We start from the raw sequence: 22,066 nt of genomic DNA, 5'->3' as shown, positions 1-22,066 counted from the left end.
TGCCCATAATCAAGGGAATTTTATTCACCTGAACATGGTCAAATTTCAGCTTTGTGAGCTACCGCTCACCGGAAAATAGCCCTACCACTTTAGGGGGTGTTTACAGAAATTGTGGGCTTATATAAGATGTATTTAAAATGCATGTTATTACTTTTCATTCTAAATAACCTCAAAGTCATTGGAGCTGCGGCAAGGCGGCAATCGAAAGAATTCCGATGAGCTGACCTGAGTCAGTGATTCGGATTCTTGAGGGCAGCTAACGCAGCAGCAGTTTCAAGGACGAAGAGGAAGGAGTTCACTATGCTAGATGCACAGACTATCGCAACCGTTAAATCCACCATTCCTTTACTCGCGGCAACCGGCCCGAAGCTGACGGCCCACTTCTACGATCGTATGTTCGCACACAATCCCGAGCTGAAAGACATCTTCAATATGAGCAATCAGCGCAATGGCGATCAGCGTCAGGCGCTGTTTGACGCCATCTGCGCTTATGCGGCGAATCTCGAAAATCTGGCGGCGCTTTTGCCCGCTGTGGAACGCATCGCTCAGAAGCACACCAGTTTTATCATTCAGCCGGAACAGTACAACATCGTCGGTGAACACCTGCTGGCAACGCTGGATGAAATGTTCAGCCCGGGCCAGGAAGTGCTGGATGCGTGGGGCAAAGCCTACGGCGTGCTGGCGGGCGTATTTATCCATCGTGAAGCGGAAATCTATAAAGAAAGCGCCGAAAAAACCGGTGGCTGGAGCGGCACCCGTGAATTCCGTATCGTGGGAAAACAGCCACAAAGCGAACTGATCACTTCTTTCCTGCTGGAGCCTGTTGATGGCAAACCGGTGGCAGATTTCCAGCCGGGGCAATATCTGGCGGTGTATATTCGTGACGCCTCACTGGAAAATCAGGAAATCCGTCAGTATTCCCTGACGCAGGCACCGAACGGCAAAACGTACCGTATTGCGGTAAAACGTGAAGGTCAGGGTGCAGTTTCCAATTTCCTGCATAACATTACGCTGCCGGGCGACATTATTCACCTCGCCGCGCCGCACGGTGATTTCTTCCTGGATGTCAGCGAAACCACGCCGGTCGCGCTGATTTCTGCCGGTGTCGGCCAGACGCCAATGTTATGCATGCTCAGCACGCTCGCACAGCGCGGCCATAAAGCGCCGGTTCAGTGGCTGCACGCCGCCGAAAATGGTGCGGTTCATGCGTTTGCCGGTGAAGTGAAAAGCGCGCAGGCGTATCTGCCTCAACTGGAAAGCCATGTCTGGTATAACCAGCCGCAGAAAAGCGATTTACCGGGCGAAGATTTTCAATATCAGGGCTTAATGGATCTGAGCAAAGTCAGCGAACAGATCAGTAATCCGGCGATGCACTTCTACCTGTGCGGCCCGGTCGGATTCATGCAGTTTGCCGCCAAACAGCTGCTGGCAAAGGGGATCGCGCAAGCCAATATTCATTACGAATGCTTCGGCCCGCATAAAGTCATTTAAGCGGCAGAATACCCGCGCCAAAAAGCAAAAAGGCTGACGCAATGTCAGCCTTTTCTCTTTCAGACTCTGAATAAAATCAGATAGCCTCTTCGTCCTGCTCGCCGGTACGAATACGCACTACGCGCGCCACGTCGAACACAAAGATTTTGCCGTCGCCGATTTTGCCGGTCTGCGCGGTGGTCATGATGGTTTCAACACAGGTATCCACGATGTCATCGGCCACAACAATCTCAATTTTTACTTTTGGCAGAAAATCGACCATGTATTCAGCACCACGGTACAGTTCAGTATGACCTTTCTGACGGCCAAAGCCTTTTACTTCGGTCACGGTCATCCCGGTAATCCCGGTAATCCCGACTTCAGCCAGTGCTTCACGGACGTCATCGAGTTTGAATGGCTTGATAATCGCATCAATCTTTTTCATGGCGGACCCTTATAATCATTCGTTTGCTCTCCGCCTTCCTGAGCGGCAGCATGGTTCACAATCTGGTTTCGGATGCCGGAGCATGCGAAGGCGCTAAAGGTATCATAGTTCAGCGGCAGGAATGTACCCGATGCCGCCGAAAGTAAATTCCCGTTACTCTTTAAAATCCGTGGCTTCCAGCTCATGGCGGGAAAGCAACTTGTAAAATTCGGTGCGGTTACGCCCGGCGATACGCGCCGCCTGCGTCACATTGCCTTTGGTTATCTGCAAAAGCTTACGCAAATAATTCAGCTCAAACTGGTTTCGCGCATCGGCAAACGTCGGCAGCGCGGTGTTCTCGCCTTCCAGCGCCTGCTGCACCAGCGCTTCGCTGATGACCGGCGCGGAGGTCAGCGCCACGCACTGCTCAATCACGTTCACCAGCTGACGCACATTCCCCGGCCAGCTCGCGGCCATCAGCCGCTTCAGCGCATCGGTGGAAAAACTGCGGACGAACGGTTTGTGCCGCTGCGCTGCAACGCGAAGCAGATGGTTTGCCAGCAGCGGAATGTCTTCCGACCTTTCGCTCAGCGTCGGCAGTTTCAGGCTCACGACGTTAAGACGATAAAACAGGTCTTCGCGGAATTCGCCTTTTTCCATCGCCTTCGGCAAATCGCGGTGCGTCGCAGAAATAATGCGTACATCGACGTCGATATCCTGATTGCTGCCCAGCGGGCGGACTTTGCGCTCCTGTAAAACGCGCAGCAGTTTGACCTGCAATGACAGCGGCATATCGCCGATTTCATCGAGGAACAACGTTCCGCCACCAGCCGCCTGAAACAGCCCTTCGCGGCTGCTGACCGCGCCGGTAAATGCGCCTTTGGCATGGCCGAATAATTCTGATTCCAGCAACTGTTCCGGCAGCGCGCCGCAGTTGATGGCAATAAACGCGTTCTTTCCGCGCGGGCTGGCGCCGTGGATCGCCTGCGCCAGCACTTCTTTACCCGTACCACTCTGGCCGTTAATCAGCACGCTGACGTCAGACTGTGCGACCATATTCGCCTGCTCCAGTAAACGCAGCATCAGCGGGCTACGGGTCACAATCGACTCACGCCAGCTTTCATCCACCGACGGGCTGGACTGCGCCAGCGCTTCATCAATGGCTTTATACAGCGCATCGCGGTCAACTGGTTTGGTGAGAAACCCGAAAACGCCCTGCTGCGTGGCGGCAACGGCGTCGGGAATTGAGCCGTGCGCCGTGAGAATAATCACCGGCATTCCCGGCTGGAACTTCTGGATCTCGGCAAAAAGCGCCATGCCATCCATTTCGTCCATACGCAAATCACTCAGCACCAGATCGATACGTTCACGGTGCAATACGCGTAACGCTTCGGCACCGCTTTCGGCTGTCGTGACGCGAAAACCTTCGCTGGTCAGACGCATGCCCAGCAGCTTTAACAGGCTGGGATCGTCGTCCACCAGTAATAAACTGGCGGCTTTACGTATCGTCATTTTGCGTTCGATTCCTTAGGAGGCGGCACGTAGGTTTCTGCCGGTTTCACCGTGGATCCGGTGGCCGGTTTTGACTGCGAAGTCGCATCATTATCCGGCAGATCGCCCTGGATCTGCTTGCGTGAGGAAAGCTGACGTTCGATGTCGGTCAGGTTTTCCAGCTTACGCCGCGTATCGGCTAAGTTATTTTCCAGCACCCGCTGTCCGGCGGTCATCATCTGAAGCTTATCTTCATTAACGGCCTGTTGGCGCGCGTTGCGGGCCTTTTCATCGCCAAGTAAGACTTGCAGATTCTGACGCTCACGCCACAGCTGCACCAGCGGGCGAATTGAACCGGGCATCTGACCACGGAATTCGCTCACTTTGGCCAGCAAGGCGCGGCGCTGCTGTTGATCCGGATCGGCACCCGACAGCAGAATGCTTTGTTTGAATACCCGCTCCCAATTAGTCGCCGAAATCTGCTGCGCCTGGAAACGCGCCTGCGCATCATTCATGCGATCGGCACAATCCATCGCCCGCAGCCAGTACAGCGAGTTGGTCATCGCTTCGCTGTCATCCAGCGTCCACAGGGTTTCGCAGGGCGCGATACGGAAGTCGATCACTTTAGTGTCAGGCACAATCTGGTCGGAAACTTGCTGGTAATAGCGATTATCGGCGGAATGTGGCACACAGCCCACCATCGCCAGAGGCGCACTCAGAAGGAGAGCCCGGTGACGTACGACGGCACGCACCAGACGGGTAAGGATTTTCGATATAAAGGTTAATGCGTTCATTGGCCGCACCAGGCTGCAAATAGGGTCATGATCAATTTTTCTCAGCCGTCAGGGGCAATTCAATACGGAAACAGACGTCCGCATCTTCAACGGCAACCAGTTGCAGCTCTCCATGCATGCGGCGAATGCAGTCCTGAGCAATGCTCAATCCCAGACCGCTGCCTTTTACAGCCCCTTTTCGTTGCTGGCTACCCTGGTAAAAGGGTTCAAAAATCATCGCGCGCTCGGCTGCGGGGATCGGGGTTCCGGTGTTTGCCACCTCAATAATCACCCGCCCTGCGTCTTCCCGGCTGCGGACCCAAATAGTACCGGATTCAGCCCCGTAGTGCACCGCATTGGAATAGAGATTATCCAGCACGCGCTTAAGCAGTGTCGGTTCCGCCAGACATTGTGGTGCGTCGATGGTGACTTCGCTGCGGATCTTTTTGGCGCGCGCGGGCAGGCTGTTCGCGATCACAACATCATTCACCAAGTCTTTAAGGTCAACCGCTACGCTCAGCGCCGGTGCATCGGCCAGTTTACGGTTGTAATCGAGCAGTTGTTCGATGAGCGTTTGCAGGTGACGGCTGCTGCTGTTGAGTATCGCCACGACGTCTTTCTGATCGGGCGTCAGCGGCCCGGCAACTTCATCGGCCAGCAGTTCCGTGCCTTCACGCATGCTGGCGAGCGGCGTTTTGAGTTCATGGGAAATGTGACGTAAAAATTCATGGCGCTGTGATTCCAGCCACGCCAGACGCTCACTCAGCCAGACGATGCGCTGCACCAGAGAACGGATTTCGCGCGGGCCTTTAAACCGCGTGACATCCCCCAGATTTCGCCCTTCGCCCAGCCGGTTGATCATTCTCTCCACGCCTTTTACCGGCCCGATAATCATGCGGGTGAACAGCACCACCAGCGCGCCGCTGAGCAGAAACAGCACCAGCGCCTGCCAGCCAAAAAACTGGCCACGTTCGGCAATGGCGCGCTGAAGTTGCTGTCCGCGGGAAAAGACCACTTCACGCGTCGCCTGAATCATTTCGGCATTCGTGCGCGAGAAATTTTCCAGCCGTTCGGAAGCGTCATTATCCGGTGCGTTATTACGGCACGTGGGGTCGGTCAGTTGCGTCAGCAACGTGCGCAGCGTCTGGTAATAGCGCAAATCCGGCAGGACGGACGCATGCGCATCCAGAAGCTGGGAATATTGTTTGTGCTGATTCTGATAAAGGCGGGACAGCGTGGGATCGTCGAGGACGCAATACTGACGGTAGCTACGCTCCATTTCCAGCGCGATGCTGGACATCGATTCGCTGCGACGCGCATCGCTGAGCGTGGTGCGGTTTATGTGCGCAGCCTGACGGCTGAGCTGATCGAGGCTGTTATAGGCCTGATACGCCAGCACCAGCAACGGCAGCAGGACTAACAGGAACGCCATCAATACCAGCTGGCGTAAAGAACCGGGGAATAAACGTCCTCTTTTCAACGCATTCATCTCATTTTCCGCAGATAAACCATGCTAACTGACAACGGTTTGAACAGCCAGTGTCATAGAAAAAGTGAAAGAGGGTTTGGTGGAAACGGGAAGAATTCGAAGGGGGTATTGCTGGATACCTTATAAAGGTATCCAGCAAACCGGAAGAGGTGGTGCCTCACTCAACGTGTCGTTCGATGCTTGATAACGTGCTTGCGCAACGATTATCGGTCTGGTGAACGATAGGCACCGTTTCTTTGGCGTCATTCGGACATTATGAGCATATCAACGCTTTCGCGTGAGCCAATCATAATCAGGTGAATGAGCAACTGCCAGAAATATAGCACGAAACGTGCCAGTTTTGGAATTTAAGTTTTATAACACTGATTAATAACGCTTTCTATTTTTTTTGGAATATTTGATTCTGAAACAAACTGTGATCTCTGTCTAAAAATCACACGTGCTGTCGCTGTTTCCCAACATATTTTTTCGGTAAAATTAAATACTCATTTAATCAGCCACTTAAATGTCGCTAAATGGCGACACACAAAACTGCGTCTGTCGCCATTTAATGACATCCTGTTATCAGCGATGAATTGCGATCCTGTCAGTGCTCGCTAAACCCCAGAGAATTCGGCGTGGGAACCGGTTGTTCGCAGTCGGCCGGATTGTCTGCTTTCGCGGGGTCGCAGAGTGTGGCCTGCGGCGGCAGGAAGATATGGTCAAGGATGGCTCGCGCTGTCGGGCCGGCCACCACGCCGTCACCACCGCCGTTTTCCATAATGAGCGCCATGACCACTGTCGGATGTTTATACGGCGCAAACGCGGTATAGAATATGTGGTCACGCAAGCGCACCGGCGTCATTTTGGCGTTGTAAACCTGATTCTCACGCAGGCTGAAGACCTGAGATGTCCCTGATTTCGCGGCAATCTGATAAGGCGCGGTGTGAAAGAGTTTGTATCCGGTACCGTTCGGGAGATTCGCCATCCCGAACATGCCGTTTTTCACTATTCCCCAGATTGGTGATTTTGCATCAGCAATCTGCCGTGTTGGCGGCATTTTATAGGGAGTGATCACCTTGCCGCTTTTTGAAGAATACAACAGGTGTGGCGTTTCAAGTTTGCCGTTATTGACCAGCGCGCTGAGCGCACGCACCATCTGAATCGGTGTCGCCACCCAATAACCCTGGCCGATACCCACCGAAACCGTATCTCCCTGATACCAGCCTTTCTTATGAACTTTCATCTTCCATTCACGGCTTGGCAGGACGCCATTATATTGCTCGTCAAGATCGATGCCGGTGGATTGCCCGTAACCAAATTTGCTCAGCCAGGTATGAATGCGGTCGATACCCATTTCATACGCCACCTGATAAAAGAAGGTATCGGCTGATTCCTCGATGGCTTTGGTGACATTGAGCAGACCGTGGCCGGTTTTCAGCCAGTCGCGGTAATGGCGCTCAGTGCCTGGCAGCGTCCAGGTCGGCGCGCCAAAGAAGGTGGTTTGCGGCGTGATCACCCCTTCAAATAAGGCGGATGTCGCCATGAAAGGCTTTACCGTCGATGCCGGCGGGTAAAGGCCCTGCGTCACGCGGTTAATCAGCGGTAAATCCGGGTTTTTCAGCAATGCGCTGTATTCCTTACTGGAGATCCCGTTCACAAACGGATTCGGATCATAACTCGGGCTCGACACCATCGCTTTAATCCCGCCATCTCGTGGATCCATCACCACAACGGCGGCGCGCTGCCCTTTCAGGACTTTTTCGATGTACTGCTGTAAATCGAGATCCAGCGTCAGGTAGATATTTTGCCCGGCCTGCGGCGGCACTTCTTTGAGAAGGCGCACGACATGCCCATGGTTATCTACTTCTACTTCCTGATAACCGGTGCGGCCATGCAGGATATTTTCATAATACTTTTCAACGCCCTGCTTACCAATGTCATGGTCAGCGGCGTAATTCTCCGCGATCCCTTCTTCGTCGAGGCGTTTCGCATCTTTATCATTGATTTTAGAGACATAGCCGACAACGTGCGCCAGCTCAGCGCCGTACGGATAACGCCGTTGCTGATAGGTGCTGATGGAAACGCCGGGGAAATCAAACTGGTTCACGGAAAAACGGGCGACTTCGACGTCGGTCAGCGCCAGTTTTAACGGGATCTGCGCAAAATGACGACCATGGATCATCGCTTCATGGAAGCTGTCCAGATCGTCCTGTGTCAGATCGACAATCGGTTTCAGCGCATTCAGGGTGGCTTTGAGATCCGCCACTTTACCGGGGATCACCTGGAGCTGATAAAGCGTGATATTTTGCGCCAGCACAACACCGTTGCGATCCATGATCAGCCCACGACTTGGGGCGATCGGCAACATTTTGATGTCATTCTGATTTGAGCGGGTCTGGTAAAAATCATGCATTCCGACCTGCAAATGATACAGGTTGAACACCAGAGCGGCAGACATTAAGGCCACAACCAGAAATGCAATCACGGCACGACGAACGAAAAGGACGGACTCTGCGGTATGGTCGCGGATTTCGTCGTTAAGTAAGGCCATAAGCGGGCAAATACCTTTATTGTCTGCTTCTTGAAGCGGGCGAAAAAAGAAAAATTCGGGGCTGGAAAAGTGCGCAAGGATAGCCCGTCGGGAAACGGGCGACTATAAGAAGTGTGCTAATGAAGTGGCAGGAGTGTTTCTATTTATTTCGCTGTATTTACCTTGCAGTCGCCATATACATAACCTTCGGTTTGCGTTGCAACCACAAAGCTGTCTTTTACATGGATATACATCAGGTTATCCTGCGCACCGGCCTTCATCGGCTGATTGTCTTTGCCGATGATATCCGTCAGTTCAGGGCTGGTGACCAGTTTGCTGCCGTCAGGGGAGAAACTGAATGTATTTCCGGCGTCATAAACGCGCGCATCTTTATTCACAACTTCAGAAACATCATTGCCGTCTTCGGACTGCGTATGATGCGTTAACACACATTGATACTGCGTGACAGCCGATGCTGAAAACGACGCCAGCGCCAAGACAACCGCCACACAACCGCCTAACCTGACCATCAGATAAATCCATAAAGGGAGCAAGAGTTCCATGCTATCACTTGCCCGCCCGATGGAAAGAGCCCGCAAAAGATATTTTCGCGGGCTAAACATCTTAAGCCAAATTAGGGAATGAATAAGGTTTGATCGGCGATTATTTGGGCAATGCAAGCCTGAGTGCGGGCTCTGCACAGCCTGTTAGCGTGCGTTTATTACGCTGATGAAAGGTTGAAAAACAAACCAAAATTTAACTGAACCATAAATCTGACAGAGAGTTGAAAATGCACTTCGCTGTAAAACTCAACACTCTGTTCGTTTACATGTTTTTTGTACTGCTGCTCAGAAAAATCCTGCCTATAATCCGCAGATTGCACTTGAGCAGTTAACAAAGGATTGAGATGAAATCTTTCAAAGTATCCGGAACGGAAATGATCTTACGTTTCCATGAGTTGCCAGGTCTGGGCGTTCCGCTGGTCTTTATTCACGGCCTGGGATGCGCGGCGTCATGCGATTTCCCGCGCGTCGCGACCGATGCTTCACTGCGCCCGCGCCGCTCTTTCCTGCTGGATTTAGCCGGTTCAGGTTTCAGTGATAAACCACAGGATTTCAGTTACAGCCTTCAGGATCACACGCTGTGCATCATCGCATTACTGGAAAGCCTCGGCGTGCCGCAGGTCAATTTAATCGGCCACAGCATGGGCGGCAGTATTGCCATCATGGTGGCGGCGCAGCGGCCCGACCTGATTCAGCGCCTGATTGTCGCAGAGCCCAATCTTGATGCGGGCGGCGGGATATTCAGCCGCGCGGTTGCGGAATATTCGGAAGAAGAGTATCTGGCCAAAGGTCATGCGCATCTCATTAATTTCGCCGTGCGCAGCAATGATGCCATCTGGGCGGGATCGATGAGCGTGGCGTCACCGCTGGCGATCCACCGGCAAGCCGTCGGGCTGGTCAATGGCGAACCGACATCGTGGCGCGAACAGCTCTATAACCTGGAAATGCCTGCCACCGTTTTGTTTGGCGAGTTTTCACTGCCGGAACCTGATGTCGCGATTTTACCGCAGCATGGCGTGCATACCGCCGTGGTGCCTCAGGCAGGCCATTCGATGATGTGGGAAAATCCAACCGGCGTCGCGGCGGCAATCAACGCGGCGCTGAATGCGGAAGTCTTATAAGTACATATTACAAATCCGTCATTTCATTCTGATGCTCAAGCAGGTGTGCAAATTGCTTAACTTGTTTGGGCTCAGAAGAAGAACGTAACTGTAGCGCCAGATTGATATTTTCCAGGATGCGGGAACCTTCCACCCGAGGATCCCCGGCGGGTAATCTTCCCTCTGCGACCAGCCATTCCACCACACTCTTCCAGCGCCAGAGCGGTGAGTTTCCTTTGAGCCGCTGAACAGGGTTAGGGAAATTACGGGATCCGCGAGATCCGTCTTTCAATAATGCCACCGACTGGCGGGTCAGCCCGGTCAGTTCCGCAATATCGCTGAGCCCAACCAGAGCCGAATCGACCGACTCGACACGTGCATTCAGGCCCGAGGATTCAATATCCCGGATTGCCGTCAGCACCGCTTTCGCGAATGAAGTGCTTTCCCGGTCAAATTCCAGATAGACCGACGTTCCATAGAAAGAAATCAGCGCGTCATCGCAGCCGCTCTCAAAGAGCGCATCTTCCAGTTTTTCTGTATCGGATGTAACGCCTGAAAGCGTCAGCGTAAAGTTAAAAGGTGCCACAGAACCTCGTTGTCCGGGAAATTGCTAAAAAGGCGGTTTCCCGCCTTAGTGTTATGTCTTATCAGGAGAACAATGATCAACCCTTCTGATAATTTGCACGGCATGGTTTTCCGGATTCCGCGGGGTAGACCAGATGCTCATCATATGTTCGCGATGTGCAGGAATACCGCAACGAACCCGCCCGAAGCAGTGTGAACTGCTGCCGCCAGCGACAAAATGCCAGCCTTTAGAAATGGCATATTCAACGGCTGCGTGAATATGTTTATTAGGATGTGCCTTCATTGGCCTCCTGTAGCTGTAGTATAATCACTCGTTGACATCCGTCAACAATCATGTGCATACATCCTCATGCACACCGGGAGTGTATCCCCGCATCAGGGGTGAAAACCTTGAAAAAATGACATCAGCAAAAATAAATATCCTCTCCTGATTTCGCCCTCAAAATTCCCCCGCACTAATCCTCCCCGTCTCCGCTGTTGTCAGTGGAGTACCGAAAAATGGAAGAACTGGCGGTTGTAATAATGCGGGTGGGAATGCATGGAAAGGTTAATTGAAGGATTAGTGATCCAGATCAACTAAAACCCGCGCCCCGCAAGGGCTGCAGAGGCGTTTTAAGTCCAATTTCGGGGCGTTTTTGACGCCAAAATGGCGACTCATGCCTCGCCAGATGCATTTCATTCCACAACTTATGCATCTCACGCCACAAATGAACTGCGTTTATTCGCGAGGACTATCATAGCGACAGTTAATTGAATCTACTTCGCTCGGGAGAACCCGCTATGAGTGACAAATCTGGCATGCAGAACGACAACCGTACCCGCTGGCTAACACTGGCCGGTACCATTCTTACTCAGCTTGCTCTGGGTTCCGTTTACACCTGGAGCCTGTTCAACGGCCAGTTATCCGAAAAGCTGGGTGAACCAATCAGCCGCGTAGCGCTGACTTTCGGGATCCTGAGCCTGTGTCTGGCACTTGCCTCTTCCGTCGCCGGAAAACTTCAGGAGCGTTTTGGTGTGCGCACCGTGACCATCGCCGCCGGTTTACTGATGGCCGCTGGCTTCTTCCTGACCGCGCATTCTGACAACGTGATTATGTTGTACATCAGCGCCGGTGTGCTGGTGGGTCTGGCGGATGGTGCCGGTTACCTGCTGACACTCACCAACTGCGTGAAATGGTTCCCTGAACGTAAAGGCCTGATTTCAGCCTGTTCAATCGGCGCTTACGGTCTGGGCAGCCTGTTATTCAAATTCGTTTGCGGCCATTTGCTGGCAACCGAAGGCTTGCAGAACACCTTCATGATTTGGGGTGGCGTAGCGATGGTGATGGTCATTGCCGGTGCGATGATGATGAAAGATGCACCGAAACAACAGACCGCTGATGTAACTCGCGAAGAAAACAGCCTGAACGACAACAGCAACGACACCCGCGACTTCACGCTGGCTGAAGCGGTACGTGCTCCGCAATACTGGATGCTGGCGCTGATGTTCCTGACGGCCTGCATGAGCGGGTTGTACGTGATTGGCGTGGCGAAAGATATCGGTCAGAGCCTGGTGAAACTTGACGCACTGACCGCAGCCAATGCCGTTACCGTGATAGCGATTGCTAACCTGAGCGGCCGTCTGGTTCTGGGCGTTCTGTCTGACAAAATGCAGCGTATCCGCGTTATCTCCATCGCGCAGGTTGTTTCCCTGGCCGGTATGAGCATGATGCTGTTCACCCACATGAACGAAATGATGTTCTTCATCTCCGTTGCCTGTGTGGCTTTCAGTTTCGGCGGCACTATCACCGTTTATCCTTCACTGGTCAGCGATTTCTTCGGCCTGAACAACATGACCAAAAACTACGGTCTGCTGTATCTCGGCTTCGGTATCGGTAGCATCTTTGCTTCCCTGGTCGCGTCTTTGTTCGGTGGCTTCGCGGTAACATTCAGCATCATTACCGCACTATTGATCGTATCACTGGTTCTTTCTGCCACGATTCGCTTACCGAATAAATCAGAAGCGGGTCATAATACGCTCCAGCACGTGTAAAGCAGCAGCTGTACGCATCATAAATGATGAACGGGAGCATAATTTGCTCCCGTTTCTTATGGGTAAAGCATATAAAGCCGGCTGCTGATTCACGAAAATCCTATGAACAAATGTGAACAGACCGGACACCCGTAAATGAAACGCACCACCCTCGCTATTTTCAGCCTCATGCTGACGATGACCGCCGTGAACAGTTTTGCCGTCTCTTACCCTTCCAGCGCACAGGAAGTCGCCTCAGAACTGAGCCGCAAAGCCAGCGAAAGCAGCTCCCGCCCGTCCACGACACTGGATTCAAGCGCACACAGCAAACTGACTTCCCGCAGCGACTATCTGAAATAAGATCGGAAAAAAAACCGCCCGCCGTCCGGTAAAGTGTCTAAAATTAGAGCACGTAATTATCCATGCGGATTATATGTTTGTTATAATCACCTCTTGAAACCGATCATTCGGGTGATTTGTCCCGCAACACGCACAAGGAGTGTGAAATGAAGGCAACAGCATTTTGGTTAATCATGGCGGGCGGTTCTGTGGGAATTGGCTACGTGATGGCACTAATGATGGAACTTTTCTAATCCAGTAACGTTGAATACCCCGGATAAATAAGGACATTTTATGGCATTTTACAGCCCCAAACGCATCATCCTCTATACCGCCGCGGCAATTGCGCTGCTTGTTATTGTCGGCCTGGTCACTTTCTTCACCGTCGGTCACTTAAGCGTTTAACGCCTGTTCATTGTTTTCCCCTGCCCGGTGGCGATATTTCACGTATCGCCGCATAATGCGGGTATTCACTGAGACAAACGGAAGGGAAAGTCATGACCTGGAAAGGATTAATGATTGTTGCTGCGGTTATCGTGCTGGCGAGCATCGGCTCTGAGTCTTTGATACAGAAGGGAATTGCGATGGCTGACACCAAAATCGATCAGTTAATTTCTCATTACGCTGACAAATAAGCCTTACATCTGCTGGAGTAACATTACCGGACAATGACAAAACCATACACAGCGTTTGTTATCTTAAATCTATCAAATGTTGTGTGATGTCCCTGTGTTAAGTCCCTGTGTAATACCCCTGTAGAACCCTGTTATTTTGCCCGCCGTGTGCGGGCTTTTTTTTGGCTTTTTTTCAGGATTTTTTTGAATTTTGAAGTACAGGCGCAGAAGCCAATTCCCGAAATAATTTGGGTTGGATCAAGGCGGCAACGTAACGAATCCCCGGGAGCATACTTAAGTATGTGACTGGGGTGAGTGAAGGCAGCCAACACAGAGCCAGCCCAAAGAATGAAGGGAATTTGCCGGTGCTTTCCCGGCCGTCATATTATGGCGTAAGCGTTCATCGTACACTCCAACATTACGCGGCCTGAGCGCGGCCTTGTCACAACAGAAAAATTGGCTAAATGAAAAATAATCAAACCGGCTTTTCTATTGTGGCTCCCAAAATAATTCTGGAAGCTTTTAAATAATAAACCCCGGCGTTGGCCAGGGCTTATTTTTGTCATTATTCATGTCGATATTGAATTAATTAGTCTGTCTGCTCCGGGTTTGACCCATCTTCGCTATTGCAGAGTATTTACCTTCAATATCTGGCGACATTACAGAACGACAACGTTACCGGCTGATGGGCCTTTCTGACCTTGTTCGATGGTGAACTCAACGTTCTGACCTTCGTCCAGGGTTTTGAAATCATTGCTCTGGATTGCAGAGAAGTGAACGAACACGTCTTTGCTGCCGTCTGCAGGGCTAATGAAACCGAAACCTTTACCAGCGTCGAACCATTTTACTAAACCAGTCATTTTAGTAGACATAGGAAATACCTTCTTCGTTTTTATTTTATGATGCCATAGGGCAATATAGGTCTGTTTTTATTTGAAATACTTATGGATGCATCAGAGAAGGAAATTCGTCGGAGAAAGGATTTGCTATATCACTTGAACCAGGAACTACTTTACTAAAATGTCTTACATAAATAGGTCTTAACTACAAACCGTTGACGCTATTTACACACAGCGGGATTTATTAAGCAAGCTTTTATTTCAACGCTATTATATTGGTGGGATGTATATTCCATCGGGAAATAACGCGCAGCCCGCTGCTGGCGGTGGCTACAGGCTGATGCGAAAAAGTAAAACCTGCCCGAAAGCAGTAGGCTTTAAGACTTTTCCCCCTGCCGGTTATCCGGCAGAAGCGCGTTTCATACAATCGGCACGGCGTCCGTCGACCCGTTTTGCGAACCAGGCCGTGGTCAGCTTACGGGTGATTTTCGGGCTTTCCAGCGTGATCCCCGGCAGCATTTCGCGCGGCAGACGCTTACCGGTGGTTTTATCCGCCAGTGCATAAACCTGTTTATACAGGCTGGTTTCCTCAAACTCCGGTTGCTCGCCCTTCTCCAGCGCTTTACGGATGGCCGAATGGCTGATGTCCAGCCGCTTCGACAGTGTTCTCACGGCCAGCTCGGTGCCGCCCGGTTTATCGGTGCCGTAGTTAATCAGGTCGCCGTCCAGCGCCAGCGGAATGCCCGTCGCTTTGCTTACCGCGCTCTGGAAAGCCGCGTTCCGGCTGGCGTACCAGCCAGCATTGAAATCAGCAAACCGGTACAACGGCTGAGAATAATTGGCCGGATATCCCAGCAGATGTTTCACGCCAAAATAGACGCCGCCGCGACGGCTGAACACTTCATTGCGGATTGTGCCGTCAATTTTGTACGGATACCCTTTGGCGTGTTCTTCGGCAAACGCGATGCTGACCTGCATCGGCCCGCCGGTGTGAACCGGATTCAGATTGCCAAACAGCTTTTGCCCCATCGGCACCATGTTAATGAAATCATCAAAAATGGCGCTGAGCTGTTTCTCGGTTTTGACGTTATCCAGGCGCTCGCTGTAGGATTTTCCGTTCGGCGAGTTAATCAGCAGCGCGGTGTGAACCAGGAAATTGGGCACATGAACCGCATCCGCCCGGCGGTCGATCTCTTTCCAGGCGATTTTTCCCAGCCCCGGAACCGGCGCATCGGCATTGAAATTCGATTCCTGCTGCGCCACCGCCAGCACCGAACAAATATTTTCAGTCGTCGCCGGAATGCCCTGTGAGGTAAAGGCGGCAGTAATGTCCGTCGCCCAGCCTTTTCTGTCCGGCGCGGAAGACGGCATCAGCCGGACAATATCGGCTTTCACGTCATGCGGATTTTGCACCGGCGCTTCGGTTTTCTTTCCCGTTGTACATCCGGCGAGGATCATCACAGCCAGCATCACCGCAGATTGGTTAATTGAAAATCGCTTTGCGTTCAACGTTAAACATCCCCTGAATCAATGGTTTTGCCGAAGACGTTAACGAAGATATCAGCAACTATCTAGCAAAAACTAGCCTTTCTCAGTAAGGTTAGCATCCTGATAACGGCGCTTACGGAGCAAGGAATTTATGCAGAAGTCACACTTTAGCCGCGCATTTCTGATGCCTTTTATGCTGCTGCTGATGATTTTTGTGGTCAGCGGCTGCGGCGACAAAGAGCCAGCCCAGCGCAAAGCCTTTATGGATTTTCTCCAGTCACGCATTCTGGACAAACCGGTGCTGGCCGTCCCGCAGCTCACGGAAGAACAAGGTAAAGAGTTGGGTAATTACGCGAAAGATTACGCGATTATTGCCGGATTCCATCATCAGATGAACATTGAGCTGGATTCCTCGCTGGTGCCGGTTTTTGCCGGGATGAACGGCGTTAACAGCGTGAGTAACTTGCTCGATCAACGCGATGATCTGAAAAAAATGGCAGACAGCAGTGCGAACTGGAAAGAAAAAATGGTTCTGCTCAAAACGCAGGCCGACACGCAGCACACGGCGCTCAGGCAACCGGATGACCTGAAAAAAGTTTACGATCAGGCATATGAAAAAACGGTGACTAAACCGGCAGCCGTGACCGAACAGGTGTTTGATTTACTGCCGCAGGTGCTCAATCTGATTGTGGCAAAAGCTGACTTTATCAAAAGCCAGGGCAAAAATGTCACCATCACCGGCAATCGTCTGCAATTTGCCAACCAGAAGCAGTTGGATAAATACAACGCCATCCAGCAGCAGCTGGTGCCGCTGAATGCGCAACTGATGCAACTCAGCCGCCAGATGCAGCAAATGGTGCGTTAAACCGGCCGACATCCCCGCCGCCGCCGCAAGGCGGTTTTTTCATGCTGGTGCTTTTGCTATGGTGTGCGGCAAATCATTAAGGAGACACCCATGAACGACGAAACCCTGAACAAACGTGTAGACCAGCTCGAGCGCGTTAACCGTGAACTGCTGGTGCAGATTTCAGCCATGCGCCTGCTGTTTGGCAGCGTGGGCAACGTGCTGAATGCCAGCCAGGAAAATGCCTTTACCGTGGCCGTCAATCAGGCGCTGGAAGCCAACCGTGCCGACGTCGCCAATCAGGCCGATCTGGACGACGCCTCACGTAAATTCCGTGAAGACGTCTTCAAATGCACCGAATCCCTGCTGCCAGGTTCACGTTAAAAAAAGGCTCAGGTGAATTGCCTGAGCCGTTTCCCGCTGTTATGTAAAAACGGAACTACAGACTGACCACGCGATTCCGCCCGTCATTTTTCGCCTGATATAACGCCTTATCGGCCGATTTCAGCGCGCTGTCGATATTCACTTTTTCAGGATTGAAATGGGTCACACCCAGAGAAATCGTCACGTTTCCGGCACCGTCAAAATCCTGTGAGGCAACCTCACGCCGCAACCGTTCCGCCAACTGAACCGCGCGCGTCAGCGATGTGCCCGGCAGCAGCAGCAAAAACTCTTCTCCGCCCATCCGGCACAGTAAATCATCTTTGCGCGAGTTGTTCAGAATAAGGCGCGACAACTGCGTAATCACGACATCGCCCACGTCGTGACCATAGGTATCGTTGATCCTTTTAAAGTGATCGATATCAAGGGTAATGACTGAGATTAACGACTCCTCAACAAGCAATTTGTCCGCCTGTTCATACAACCCGCGCCGGTTCAGCAGGCCGGTCATCGGATCGGTGTGCGCCTGCGTGCTGAGTTTTTCGATGCGCTGATGCAGCAAATGGATCCCCTGCAACATCACGGTTTTCAGCTTCGATGCTTCGTAATACCAGGCGTTGACCTGCTCGATTTCAACGGAGACATCTTGCGAATCCATGGTGTCGGCTTTCGAGGCGAGCTGCCGTAAAGGGCGGGAAATAGAACGGGTCAGCAGCCAGATCCCGATAAACACCAGAATCACAAAAGGCAGCGTATAAAGCAGTACCTGCAACATAACATCATAAAGCAACACCACGTCAGCCCGCGCCGGATGCAGCACAAGCACCGTCCAGCCTGCCACTTCCATGGTGGAGAATCCGGCCAGTGAATCTTCGCCTTGCAAGTTTTTCATATGCAGGAATCCCTGATCACGGCCTTCAAGTAACGCGATATTCACGTGCCCTTGTGGCCCGCTTTTCGTCCAGCCCGCCACCGCCCGGTACAAGACATCGCCTTCATTGTCGATCACATAGATATAAGCGTCCTTACGATAATTTCGCGCATTGATCAGCGAATCAATAATACCGCCCTCTTGCAGGGTAATTTCCGCCACCAGATAACCGAGGTATTTTCCCCGCGCGTTGTGAATGGGCACGGACATGGCAATAATGTGATTGTTTTGAGGGGTGCGAAAAGGAGAGCTGATGACCGGATTCTGCGTCGACAAAGCCTGCGTGTTAGCTTCTGATACCAGTTTTATACCCACCATATCGGCGGAGTTTCTTGACGCTGCGCGAACTACGCCAGATTTATCCACCACCAGCACAGAGCTGTAGCGTTTGCTCTGAACCTGCAAACGGTCGGCTTCATCGGTGACGGCATTCAGGTTGTCAAATTCTTCGCCCAGCAAACTGGCGCTGTAGAAGAGTTGTTTTTGGGCCGCGTTGAAAAAGAGGTCGGCGGTCAGGGAAATCCGCGTCGCATAAGACTGGCTTGCGCGCAGTGACGATTCAATAAGGAGCTTTTTTTCGACCTGAAAAATTGCCAGAAAGCTGCTGAACAACGTGATGAGCGTGCTCACCAGTGCCAGAACCAATATCAATCTTTTAAGATTAAATGCAAACCGCCGGGGCTGATCCATTCTCTGTCCGTTGAGCTGATGACCATGAATACTACAAAGGATAGCAGTATGTTCATCTGGAAATTTGATATGTCTCAGTCAGGGCGGTCTTCTTTGAATTTGCAGGCTGCAATCTGTCTTAATTCTATCGCCCGCACATCACGGTTTGCGGATCAACTTCTGCAACCGCGCTTTTTGCCAACGCTCAACAGAACCGCGAAAGGCAAAAATCCCCAAACCGCGGATCACCAGAATCCCGCCCCAGATGCACAACGGCCAGACGAACCAGATAGAGTGAGGCGACGTGTAATGATTGAGTGCGAACAAACCGACGTTAACCACCGCCCACAACACCACCGAGCGGAAGAATCCGCTTTCTTCCTCAACCCGCTTTCTGGCTTTTTCGATCTGATCGTCGATCGCCTGCTCGGGCGTAGCGTCAAATTGCGGATCATTTTCGGTCAGTTCAGAAACTTTCATATCAAACGCCGCCGCAATTGCCCCGAGCGTTTCGAGGCTGGCCTGCTCGCCATTTTCGATACGCTGAACGGTGCGGACACTCAGTGACGAAAGTTCTGCCAGCTGTTCCTGCGACCACGCACGTGAGATCCGAAGTTGCCTGATTTTGCTCTGATTCATATGCTTACCTTTACGTGAATGTTGAACACAGCAACAGCTTGCAACAGGAGATCGGAAACCAACACGTCAGCAACCTGACATCAACACGACATCAACCTGACAGCGTTTATAATCATAATGTTAGCCTGTAAAATGGCGTCCCATCGGGTGTTTAATTCGGGCACAACAACGCCAGTTCAGGGCTTTCAGGGAAAACACGCTCGCTGAGAAAGTCGATCAGCACCCGCAATTTCGGTGTCATATACCCACCCGACGGCCAGAGAATGAAAAAGTCGGCGCTGCGGCTGACATAGTCATCAAGCACGGTGACCAGTTGCCCGCGAGCCAGTTCTTTGCGGATACTGAAATCCGGCAGGCACGCAATGCCCAGGCCCTGCAACGCGAAACACTGACGCGTCTCAATATTATTACAAACCATCGAAACCGGCAGCGCGAGATCCTGATAACCCGACATCGGCCAGGTTTCCAGTTTTCCGCTGTTTGGGAAACGAAAATGCAAACACCGGTGTGCCTGCAAATCGGGCGGCGAAACCGGAACACCATGCTCTGCAAAATACGCCGGAGCGCCCACCAGCAAATGGTGAAAGGTCCCCAGTTTACGCATTGAAAGCCGCGAATCCGCCATTTGCCCGGTGCGCACGACGGCGTCAAACCCTTCTTCCACCACATCCACAATACGATCGGTGAAATCCAGATCCAGTTCGATATCAGGATAGCGCCGCATAAATTCGCCCAGCACCGGCAGCAGCAGCGTGCTGACCTGCGGCAGGCTCAGCCGCAACCGGCCACGCGGGGATTCGGAAAGCTGCAACAGCTCACTTTCCGCCGCTTCCAGTTCCGCGACAATCCGGCGGCTGCGCTCGAGAAACAGCGCGCCTTCTGCCGTCAGCGTCACGCTGCGGGTGCTGCGGTGAAACAGGCGAACATTCAGCTTGGCTTCCATGCGTGCGATGGTTTTGCCCACCGCCGAAGCCGAAACGCCCAGCAGGCGACCGGCCGCGACAAAACTGCGGGTTTCCGCGACATGCACAAACACATGCAGACTGCTCAGACTTTCCACTGCCACCTCTCATTCATTGCGGACGGTAATGTCCGTATATTCTGGAAATCTACCCTACTTTTTCCGCACTGAGGAGATCTCTATCGTGATTTAACACTTTCGGAAACTGAGATAACACCATGAACAAATTACGTGACATAACTGACGGAGCGAAGTCATGAATCAAACCCCGAAAAACGCGCCGCTTCCACTCTCCGCGTTACTGGCGATGGCGCTGACCGGTTTTATTGCCATCATGACGGAAACGCTGCCCGCAGGATTACTGCCGCAAATTGCCGGTGGCCTCAATGTATCGCAGCCCATGGCGGGCCAGATGGTTACCGCGTATGCCGCCGGTTCACTGATGGCCGTGATCCCGCTGGCCGCCCTGACGCGGGGCTGGAACCGCCGCGCGGCGCTGCTGACCGCCATCGCTGGTTTCCTGATTTTTAATACGCTCACCACGTTCTCGACAAATTTTGCCCTGACGCTGTTTGCCCGCTGGATGGCCGGTGCCGCCGCCGGTCTGGCGTGGGGACTCCTGGCCGGTTACGCGCGGCGCATGGTGCCCGTCCATCAGCAGGGTCGCGCGCTGTCGGTCGCGATGCTCGGCGCGCCGGTGGCACTGTCGGTTGGCGTGCCGCTGGGCACCTGGATGGGTACGCTGCTCGGCTGGCGGATGGCGTTCGGGATAATGTCCGTGGTCACACTGCTGCTGGTCGTCTGGGTGCTGCGCCAGGTGCCGGATTATCCCGGCCAGAACGCCGCGCAGCGCCAGTCACTGCGTCAGGTCATCATGATGCCGGGCGTGCGCAGTATCCTGGCGGTGATCCTGCTCTGGATGCTGACCCACAACCTGCTTTATACCTACATTGTTCCGTTCCTGCGGCTCTCCGGTCTGGCCGGTCATGCCGATCAAATCCTGCTGGTGTTTGGCATTGGCGCACTGGCAGGGATCGGGCTGACCGGCATGTTGGTGGACAAACGTCTGCGCCAGACATTGCTCACCAGCCTCGCGCTGTTTGCGGTGATCTCACTGGTGCTGGCGCTCAACAGCCATTCTGCGCTCATCGTAACCCTGAGCGTTGCGCTGTGGGGGCTGACGTTTGGCGGTGCGGCGACGTTACTGCAAACGGCCATTGCCGATGCCACGGGGGAACACGCGGATATGGCACAATCCATGGTGGTCGTGGCCTGGAATCTGGCGATTGCAGGCGGTGGTTTGTCGGGGGGAATCCTGCTGGAAACCGTCGGGATCGGCGTCTTTCCGTGGGTGATGCAGATATTGCTGGTCGCAGGCCTGCTGATTGCCTGGTGCGCCAAAAAACAGGGTTTCAGACCCGGCGCGCGGCATTCTGCCGCACAGCAGGCGCAGGATCAAAGTTTCGGAAAGGCACAAAAGGTATAGTTTCCTAAACATTTTCCTAACCAGACGTCTGAATTCTTCCCGGATCCCGGCCTGTTCTGGTAGAGTAAAAAACAGGCAAAACAGACATAATGAGATCCATGGAAGCGCGTAAAAAAGCGGGTTTACTCTTAACCGTACTGGCCACGGCAGCCCTGCTGCTGATGGCCTTCGAATGGCTCGCCGATCAGACGGTGCCAGAGCTGAAAGAGCAGGTGGTTCACTACGTAGACCATCATATGGCGGGCTGAAGGCCCCTTGGTACAGGGAGGAAAAAGGGTGACAAAACGGATGATGGCCAAACACTGGAAAATGGTGGTGGTGCTTCTCTGTATCTGTGGTGCGCTGATGCTCCTCCGCTGGGCCGCCATGATCTGGGGGTAAAATTTTGCAAATACCCGGTCAGAAACTGATTAAATAATCAACAAACCGGCCAGCGGGCTTGAAACCTGATGCCGTGC

At 52.7% G+C, this 22,066-nt stretch carries 23 protein-coding genes; 10 read left to right on the top strand and 13 right to left on the bottom strand.

All coding sequences use genetic code 11. The annotated features are described in order from the left end of the window. The first annotated feature begins 246 nt into the window (after positions 1–246). Positions 247–1,491, top strand: a complete 1,245-nt coding sequence (gene hmpA / locus ACM5QY_RS09865; RefSeq protein WP_416120469.1) for an NO-inducible flavohemoprotein — start codon at positions 247–249, stop codon at positions 1,489–1,491. A gap of 76 nt (positions 1,492–1,567) precedes the next feature. Here the strand turns inward: hmpA and glnB are convergent, their stop codons facing one another. From glnB to ACM5QY_RS09835, 6 genes are all read right to left on the bottom strand, one after another. Further along, positions 1,568–1,915 (bottom strand): nitrogen regulatory protein P-II, encoded by a 348-nt coding sequence (gene glnB, locus ACM5QY_RS09860; RefSeq protein ID WP_416120468.1) that lies wholly within the window; start codon positions 1,913–1,915, stop codon positions 1,568–1,570. Between the two features lie 153 nt (positions 1,916–2,068). After that, positions 2,069–3,406 (bottom strand): two-component system response regulator GlrR, encoded by a 1,338-nt coding sequence (gene glrR / locus ACM5QY_RS09855; RefSeq protein ID WP_416120467.1) that lies wholly within the window; start codon positions 3,404–3,406, stop codon positions 2,069–2,071. Next, complete coding sequence (qseG, locus tag ACM5QY_RS09850; RefSeq protein ID WP_416120466.1) at positions 3,403–4,179, bottom strand: two-component system QseEF-associated lipoprotein QseG; 777 nt, start codon at positions 4,177–4,179, stop codon at positions 3,403–3,405. Before qseG ends, glrR begins: the two co-directional genes overlap by 4 nt. 31 nt (positions 4,180–4,210) lie before the next feature. Further along, the gene (locus ACM5QY_RS09845) at positions 4,211–5,647 is read right to left on the bottom strand and encodes a sensor histidine kinase (protein WP_416120465.1); all 1,437 of its coding nucleotides are present in this window, start codon (positions 5,645–5,647) and stop codon (positions 4,211–4,213) included. A 586-nt stretch (positions 5,648–6,233) separates the two neighbouring features. Beyond that, positions 6,234–8,180, bottom strand: a complete 1,947-nt coding sequence (gene mrdA / locus ACM5QY_RS09840; protein WP_416120464.1) for a penicillin-binding protein 2 — start codon at positions 8,178–8,180, stop codon at positions 6,234–6,236. Positions 8,181–8,323: 143 nt separating this feature from the next. After that, a complete protein-coding gene (locus ACM5QY_RS09835; protein ID WP_416120463.1) occupies positions 8,324–8,722 on the bottom strand; it encodes a hypothetical protein in 399 nt (132 codons plus the stop codon). 374 nt (positions 8,723–9,096) lie between these two features. Here ACM5QY_RS09835 and ACM5QY_RS09830 point away from each other — a divergent pair, with 374 nt between their 5' ends. Then, entirely contained in the window at positions 9,097–9,843 is a 747-nt protein-coding gene (locus ACM5QY_RS09830) for an alpha/beta fold hydrolase (protein WP_416120462.1), read from the top strand. Between the two features lie 7 nt (positions 9,844–9,850). Here the strand turns inward: ACM5QY_RS09830 and ACM5QY_RS09825 are convergent, their stop codons facing one another. Both ACM5QY_RS09825 and ACM5QY_RS09820 read right to left on the bottom strand, forming a co-directional pair. Then, positions 9,851–10,408, bottom strand: coding sequence for a DNA-binding protein (locus tag ACM5QY_RS09825; RefSeq protein ID WP_416120461.1), 558 nt, complete (start codon positions 10,406–10,408; stop codon positions 9,851–9,853). Positions 10,409–10,459: 51 nt separating this feature from the next. Beyond that, positions 10,460–10,690, bottom strand: coding sequence for a hypothetical protein (locus tag ACM5QY_RS09820; protein WP_152324591.1), 231 nt, complete (start codon positions 10,688–10,690; stop codon positions 10,460–10,462). Positions 10,691–11,187: 497 nt separating this feature from the next. Here ACM5QY_RS09820 and ACM5QY_RS09815 point away from each other — a divergent pair, with 497 nt between their 5' ends. The 3 genes from ACM5QY_RS09815 (at position 11,188) to ACM5QY_RS09805 (ending at position 13,391) form a co-directional block, all read left to right on the top strand. Then, positions 11,188–12,438 carry an L-lactate MFS transporter gene (locus ACM5QY_RS09815; RefSeq protein ID WP_416120460.1) on the top strand — a complete coding sequence of 417 codons (1,251 nt, stop codon included), beginning with the start codon at positions 11,188–11,190 and terminating at the stop codon, positions 12,436–12,438. Between the two features lie 135 nt (positions 12,439–12,573). Continuing rightward, a complete protein-coding gene (locus ACM5QY_RS09810) occupies positions 12,574–12,777 on the top strand; it encodes a hypothetical protein (protein ID WP_416120459.1) in 204 nt (67 codons plus the stop codon). 476 nt (positions 12,778–13,253) lie between these two features. Beyond that, a complete protein-coding gene (locus ACM5QY_RS09805) occupies positions 13,254–13,391 on the top strand; it encodes a hypothetical protein (RefSeq protein ID WP_416120458.1) in 138 nt (45 codons plus the stop codon). 638 nt (positions 13,392–14,029) lie between these two features. Here the strand turns inward: ACM5QY_RS09805 and cspE are convergent. Together cspE and ACM5QY_RS09795 are read right to left on the bottom strand one after the other, a co-directional pair. After that, entirely contained in the window at positions 14,030–14,242 is a 213-nt protein-coding gene (gene cspE / locus ACM5QY_RS09800) for a transcription antiterminator/RNA stability regulator CspE (RefSeq protein WP_101076387.1), read from the bottom strand. 366 nt (positions 14,243–14,608) lie between these two features. Then, a complete protein-coding gene (locus ACM5QY_RS09795) occupies positions 14,609–15,679 on the bottom strand; it encodes a DUF1615 domain-containing protein (protein WP_416122859.1) in 1,071 nt (356 codons plus the stop codon). A 169-nt stretch (positions 15,680–15,848) separates the two neighbouring features. On the opposite strand from ACM5QY_RS09795, the gene ACM5QY_RS09790 reads away from it, so the two are divergent. Together ACM5QY_RS09790 and ACM5QY_RS09785 are read left to right on the top strand one after the other, a co-directional pair. Next, the gene (locus tag ACM5QY_RS09790) at positions 15,849–16,562 is read left to right on the top strand and encodes a DUF3053 domain-containing protein (RefSeq protein WP_416120457.1); all 714 of its coding nucleotides are present in this window, start codon (positions 15,849–15,851) and stop codon (positions 16,560–16,562) included. A 90-nt stretch (positions 16,563–16,652) separates the two neighbouring features. Further along, positions 16,653–16,925, top strand: a complete 273-nt coding sequence (locus ACM5QY_RS09785) for a hypothetical protein (protein ID WP_416120456.1) — start codon at positions 16,653–16,655, stop codon at positions 16,923–16,925. A gap of 55 nt (positions 16,926–16,980) precedes the next feature. Here ACM5QY_RS09785 and ACM5QY_RS09780 read toward each other — a convergent pair whose 3' ends face one another. The 3 genes from ACM5QY_RS09780 to ACM5QY_RS09770 form a co-directional block, all read right to left on the bottom strand. Continuing rightward, positions 16,981–18,543, bottom strand: coding sequence for a sensor domain-containing diguanylate cyclase (locus ACM5QY_RS09780; protein WP_416120455.1), 1,563 nt, complete (start codon positions 18,541–18,543; stop codon positions 16,981–16,983). Positions 18,544–18,681: 138 nt separating this feature from the next. Then, positions 18,682–19,161, bottom strand: a complete 480-nt coding sequence (locus tag ACM5QY_RS09775; protein WP_416120454.1) for a 2TM domain-containing protein — start codon at positions 19,159–19,161, stop codon at positions 18,682–18,684. A gap of 151 nt (positions 19,162–19,312) precedes the next feature. Beyond that, positions 19,313–20,221: a LysR family transcriptional regulator gene (locus ACM5QY_RS09770; protein WP_416122858.1), complete on the bottom strand. Its 909-nt coding sequence runs from the start codon at positions 20,219–20,221 to the stop codon at positions 19,313–19,315. A 157-nt stretch (positions 20,222–20,378) separates the two neighbouring features. Here ACM5QY_RS09770 and ACM5QY_RS09765 point away from each other — a divergent pair, with 157 nt between their 5' ends. From ACM5QY_RS09765 to yniD, 3 genes are all read left to right on the top strand, one after another. Beyond that, a complete protein-coding gene (locus ACM5QY_RS09765) occupies positions 20,379–21,608 on the top strand; it encodes an MFS transporter (protein WP_416120453.1) in 1,230 nt (409 codons plus the stop codon). Between the two features lie 98 nt (positions 21,609–21,706). After that, the gene (locus ACM5QY_RS09760; protein WP_416120452.1) at positions 21,707–21,856 is read left to right on the top strand and encodes a hypothetical protein; all 150 of its coding nucleotides are present in this window, start codon (positions 21,707–21,709) and stop codon (positions 21,854–21,856) included. A gap of 40 nt (positions 21,857–21,896) precedes the next feature. Further along, a complete protein-coding gene (yniD, locus tag ACM5QY_RS09755; RefSeq protein ID WP_416120451.1) occupies positions 21,897–21,989 on the top strand; it encodes a small membrane protein YniD in 93 nt (30 codons plus the stop codon). Positions 21,990–22,066: the final 77 nt, after the last annotated feature.

Origin of the sequence: Rahnella sp. PCH160 (assembly GCF_047784855.1) — a bacterium.
GTDB lineage: Bacteria > Pseudomonadota > Gammaproteobacteria > Enterobacterales > Enterobacteriaceae > Rahnella.
This window is presented reverse-complemented; position numbering and strand designations above follow the sequence as displayed.